Source organism: Streptomyces sp. NPDC042100 (genome assembly GCF_055582325.1).
The window spans coordinates 1-5135 of sequence record NZ_JBVJDK010000033.1 but is presented as its reverse complement, the minus strand read 5'-3'; the positions used below and the strand labels follow the sequence as shown (position 1 = coordinate 5135).

4 protein-coding genes and 1 pseudogene are annotated in these 5135 nt (G+C 70.2%); all 5 read right to left on the bottom strand.

Translation table 11 applies throughout. From position 1 onward, the window contains the following. On the bottom strand, positions 1–305 hold a 305-nt coding region (locus tag ACZ6J5_RS36055; RefSeq protein ID WP_469398171.1), incomplete at its 3' end, for a GTP-binding protein. Continuing rightward, positions 286–864 (bottom strand): DUF742 domain-containing protein, encoded by a 579-nt coding sequence (locus ACZ6J5_RS36050; RefSeq protein ID WP_469398170.1) that lies wholly within the window; start codon positions 862–864, stop codon positions 286–288. The genes ACZ6J5_RS36055 and ACZ6J5_RS36050, both read right to left, overlap by 20 nt. Positions 865–957: 93 nt before the next feature. Further along, complete coding sequence (locus tag ACZ6J5_RS36045) at positions 958–1371, bottom strand: roadblock/LC7 domain-containing protein (protein ID WP_005311461.1); 414 nt, start codon at positions 1369–1371, stop codon at positions 958–960. 10 nt (positions 1372–1381) lie between these two features. After that, the gene (locus ACZ6J5_RS36040) at positions 1382–4669 is read right to left on the bottom strand and encodes a sensor histidine kinase (RefSeq protein WP_469398169.1); all 3288 of its coding nucleotides are present in this window, start codon (positions 4667–4669) and stop codon (positions 1382–1384) included. A 361-nt stretch (positions 4670–5030) separates the two neighbouring features. Continuing rightward, positions 5031–5135 (bottom strand): annotated as a pseudogene (locus ACZ6J5_RS36035) (ATP-binding protein); the annotation flags it as partial.

Genomic DNA, 5135 nt, shown 5'->3' with positions numbered 1-5135 from the left:
AGGTCGTCCCACATGAACCAGAAGCGGTCCTGGCCGGGCGTACCGAAGAGGTACAGGATCAGGTCCTGGTCCAGGGTGATGCGGCCGAAGTCCATGGCGACAGTCGTCGTTGTCTTGTCGCCCGTGTGGGTGAGGTCGTCGATGCCCGCGGACGCGGACGTCATCACGGCCTCGGTTCGCAGCGGGTTGATCTCCGAGACCGCGCCGACGAACGTGGTCTTGCCCACGCCGAAGCCACCCGCCACCACGATCTTCGCGCTGGTGGTTGAACGGGCCGCGCCGCCGTTAGAGCTTGCGAAGTCCACTGAGCACCCTTTCGAGCAGTGTCACGTCTGGCTGACCGCCGGCGGCCTCGTCGCCGCCGGGCTGGTGGATGGCGACGAGTCCGGCCTCGGCCAGGTCGGCGACGAGAATCCGGGCAACGCCGAGGGGGATGGAGAGAAGGGCCGAGATCTCCGCGACCGACTTGATCTCGAAGCACAGCCGGCAGATCCGCTGGTGCTCGGGCAACTGCCCCTGCAGCCGGGCCGGATCGGCCGTCGTGCTGACCAGCGCCTCGATGGCGAGCTGGTAGCGCGGCCGGGTCCGGCCGCCGGTCATCGCGTACGGACGGACGAGCGGGTTGTGCCCGCCCGAACCGCCCTGCCCGACCGACCGGTAGCCCTGCGCGCCGGACGAGCTCGGGCTGCCGGCGGCGGAGTGCTGGTGCGGGGGCTGCTGCTGGTGCTGGGGCTGCTGCGGGTAGGGCTGCTGGGTGCCCTGTCCGCTCGGCGTGGAGGGAAAGTTGAAGCGGTTCTGCGCCTGGTCGCCCAGCGGCGCGTGGTGCCCGCCGTTGTAGGGGTTACTGCCCGGGGGTGTTCCCACGTCTCCTCCTCCGACTGCCTCGCGGCTCCATGTCCCGTGAAACCGCGCCACCGCACCCTACGGTGCGGTGACGAGAAACGCACTGTCTGTCTGTTAGTTGAGAAGACTTCCCTGGAGCTCCGCCCGGAGGTCAGGAGTCAGGACGCTTCCCGCGCGGTCGACGAGCAGTGCCATCTCGTAGCCCACGAGACCGATGTCGGCCTCCGGGTGGGCCAGGACGGCCAGCGAGGAGCCGTCCGAGATCGACATGATGAAGAGGAAGCCGCGCTCCATCTCCACCACCGTCTGGTTGACCGCGCCGCCCTCGAAGATCCGGGACGCGCCCGCGGTCAGCGAGGTCAGACCGGAGGCCACGGCCGCCAGCTGGTCGGCGCGGTCCCGGGGGAACCCCTCGGACATCGCGAGCAGGAGTCCGTCGGCGGAGACCACCACCGTGTGCGACACCCCGGGGGTGTTGTCCACGAAGTTGGTGATCAACCAGTTCAGATTCTGCGCCGCCTGGCTCATCGGGCTCACACTAACGCTCCTGGTTGTAGGTACTACCCGGGCCGAGGCCCGATCCGTTCGTGTCCGTCCCCGCGTTGCGTCCCTGCTGGACGCCGCGGCGCAGGTTGCTCAACCTGCCCCGCACGTCCTCGGGTGCGCGGGAGACCTGGGGGCCGCCCTGCGGGGTCTGCTCCGCCGAGCCCTCGACCAGGTTGGCCTTCGGGACCCGCCGGGGAAGGCCGGAGGGGGTGACCCCGCCCGCCTTCGGGTCGCGGAGCTTCTCGGCCCGCGACCAGCGCTCGTCATTGGCGGAGCGCCAGTCCTCGGAGCCGCCGTCGGCCGCGTCGGCGACCGGCTGCGCGGGCTGGGCCGGCGGCGTGGGCTGCTGCGGTGCCCGCGGGGTCTGCGGCGCCTGCGGGGCGACGCTGCCGCGGCGCGGCAGACCGGCGTCGGTCAGTGCGTGGCCGGTGTCCGGGGTGGGACTCTGCGTGGGACCCGGACGATCGAAGCCTACGCGCTCGGGGGCCTGTTCGGGAGCGGCCTGGACAGATTCCGATTCCGTCCCGAACTCCTGCGCGAAGCCGGTCTGATACGTCGTCTGCTGGGGCCACTCACCCTGGTGGGCCGGGGCTTCGTAGCCGTTCTCGTACGCCGGCTGGGCATCGCCCTGGGCCTCGTACGCGGCTTCCGCATATGCCTGCTCGGGGTAGCCGGCCACGGGCTGCTCGTAGCCCTGCTGCGGGTAGCCGTAGCCGTCCGCCGGCTGCTGCGGGTAGCCCGCCTGGTAGCCCGGGTCCTGGTAGCCGCCGGCCGGGTACTCCGGCGCGTACGGCTGCTGCGGCGCCTGCTGGGCGTGCGGGACCTGCTGGGCGTGCGGCGGCTGCGGCGCGTGCTCCTGCGCGTGCTCCTGCGGGGCGAAACCGTGCTGCGGGGCGACCGGTTCGGGGTCCTCGCGGTACAGCGGGTGCTGCTCCCCGCCCTGTGCCTGGGCCTCCAGTACGGCGCGCCGCTCGTCGCGCTGCAACGAGCGGTTGACCGGGTCGAGCGGGCGCTCCTCGGTCGGCTCCTCGTAGCGGGAGTCGTCGAAGCCGAGCTCGGCGGCGGTCCGCATCGGCTGCTGCGGCGCCGGCTCGAAGGCCGAGAGCTGCTGCTGCTGTTGCGGGATGATCTGGGAGACGGTGAAGTCGTTCTGGACCGGCTGCTCGCCGCCGCCGCCGTGGGTGATCGCGTCCGGCAGCATCACCAGCGAGGTGGTGCCCGCCTGCTCGCCCGAGGGGCGCAGCTGCACGCGGATGCCGTGCCGGTCGGCGAGGCGGCCGACCACGAAGAGGCCCATGCGCTGCGAGACGGCGGCGTCCACGGTCGGCGGGTTGGCCAGCTTGTGGTTGATGTCCGCGAAGTCCTCGGCGGTGAGGCCGATGCCCTTGTCGTGGATCTCGACCATCACGCGGCCGTCGGGCAGCCGGGTGGCGGTGACGCGGACCTTGGTCTGCGGCGAGGAGAAGGTGGTGGCGTTCTCCAGGAGCTCGGCGAGCAGGTGCACGAGGTCGGTCACGGCCTGGCCGTGGATCTCGGCCTCCGGCACGCCGGCCAGCTCGATGCGCTCGTACTGCTCCACCTCGGAGGAGGCGGCGCGCATGACGTCGACCAGCGGGACCGGCTGGTCCCAGCGGCGGCCGGGCTCCTCGCCGGCGAGGACCAGGAGGTTCTCGCCGTTGCGGCGCATACGGGTCGCGAGGTGGTCCAGCTTGAAGAGGTTCTCCAGCTGGTCCGGGTCGGCCTCGTTGTTCTCCAGGTCGGTGATGAGGGTCAGCTGGCCCTCGATCAGCGACTGGTTGCGGCGCGAGAGGTTGGTGAAGATCGCGTTGACGTTGCCCCGGAGCATGGCCTGCTCGGCGGCGAGCCGGACGGCCTCGCGGTGCACCTGGTCGAAGGCGCGGGCGACCTCGCCGATCTCGTCCTGGGAGTCGATCGGGATGGGCTGCACCCGGGTGTCGACCCGGCCGGGCTCGGCGCGGGAGAGCTGGTCGACGAGCATCGGCAGGCGCTGCTCGGCGATGCCGAAGGCGGCGGTGCGCAGCTCGCGCATCGAGCGGCTCATCTGCCGGGCCATCATCCCGGCCAGGATGAAGGCGGTGAGCAGGGCGACGACGACGATGCCGCCGTTGACGTACGCGTCGGTCTGGGCGCTCGCGGAGATGTCGGCGGCCTCGGTCACGGCCTTGTCGACGAGGGACTTCTCGACCTCGGTGTAGCCGTCGAACTTGCCGGTGGATATCGCCATCCAGGTCTCGGGGGTGATCCCCTGGGACTTCAGGTCGGCGAGGGCCGCGGGGTCCTTGGCGGAGCCGATCAGCTGGGCCGCGCCCGAGTAGATGGAGCCGTCGCCGCCCTTGGGCAGCTCGACGCCGGCGCCCGCCATCTTCTTGGCGCCCTCGGCGGCCTTGCCGGCCATGACCTTCTTGAGCAGCTCGACGTCTTCCTCGGTGCCACCGGACTGGAACTCGCCGAGGGCGATCTGCTCCAGGTAGTTGTACGAGTTGAACGCAACCGACTGCTGCGCGAAGACGTCGTCCTTCTTGGAGGGACGCACGAGGAGCTGGGTGCCGATCGACCGCTGGAGCGACTCGGCGGCCTTCGCGAGCTGGATCGCGTAGACCGTGCGGCCGTAGCTGGTGATGTTGCCGGTGCCCAGGCCGAGCTCGTTGGAGAACTCCATCAGGTAGTGCTGGATGCCCGTGTAGCCGAGCTGGGTGTTCACCGGGTCCTGGGAGCGGGTGTAGGCGATCTTGCGCAGCGCCTCCAGCTTGGGCTCGGAGTCCCGGAACAGCTTGAGGCGCCGCTCCAGGCCCTGCCCGCTGGGCATGTTCTTGACGGCCTCGTCGAACTTGATCTTGGCCGTGTCGGTGGCGGCGTAGGTCTGGGAGACCTCGTCGCTCTGCCGGTCCTCGGCGCTCTGCGCCTTCAGGAGGGGTACGGCGGTGAGGTCGCGCTCGTTGAGGAGGGCCTGGCCGTACTCCGAGGCGGCGCGCACGATGAGCGCCGTCTTCTCGGCGTCCTGGGCCTCCTGCCAGGTGTCGATGGACGCCTTCACCTGGAAGCCGCCCATGACGAGTCCGACGAGCACGGGTATGAGCAGGATCGCGTTCAGGCGCGTGGGCACGCGCCAGTTCCGCGGCGACAGCTTGCTGGAGCTGCCCTTGCGGCTCGGGGCCGGGGGCGTGACGGGCTCGTCCGCGGGCGGCATCGCCGTGCGCGACGGCGGCGTGAAGTTGCCCCGCGCCTGCTGCTCCGCGGAGCTTTCCTTGCTTCGCCTCACTCGACCAACAACCTCTCGGCGTCGGCACCTACGTTGTGCCGGTGTTCTTTCAGGGCCGTACTACTCGGGAGTTCATGAATTGCAGCACGTGAAGGGGGTCCCTTCCAAACAGTGCGAAGCAGCCGGTTTTTGGGCTTCACGCCAGAGATAAAACGGGCATAAAGAGCGAGCCCCGCCAAATGGCGGGGCTCATGTGAGCACAGCGGCACCGATCGGATGCGTCGGGTGTCCGAGGCGCCCCAATTCTCTGTCGAAATGTTATGAACGCCGGGGTCGCCGTGTCGAAGGACACAGGACGCCCCGGCGGCCGCCGCCGACGGGCCACGGCAACTTCCGTATGGCGGCTTCTACTTGAACGGTACTACTTCAGCCGTGCCATGAGGGCGTGCTCGACCAGGGTGATGAGCGCGCTCTTGGCGTCGGCGCGGTGGCGGGCGTCGGTGGTGATGATCGGGGTGTCGGGTCC

Bases quoted from the DNA above. Each gene is read 5' to 3' on its own strand.
- ACZ6J5_RS36045 (WP_005311461.1), bottom strand. From the start codon at position 1,371: ATGAGCCAGGCGGCGCAGAATCTGAACTGGTTGATCACCAACTTCGTG.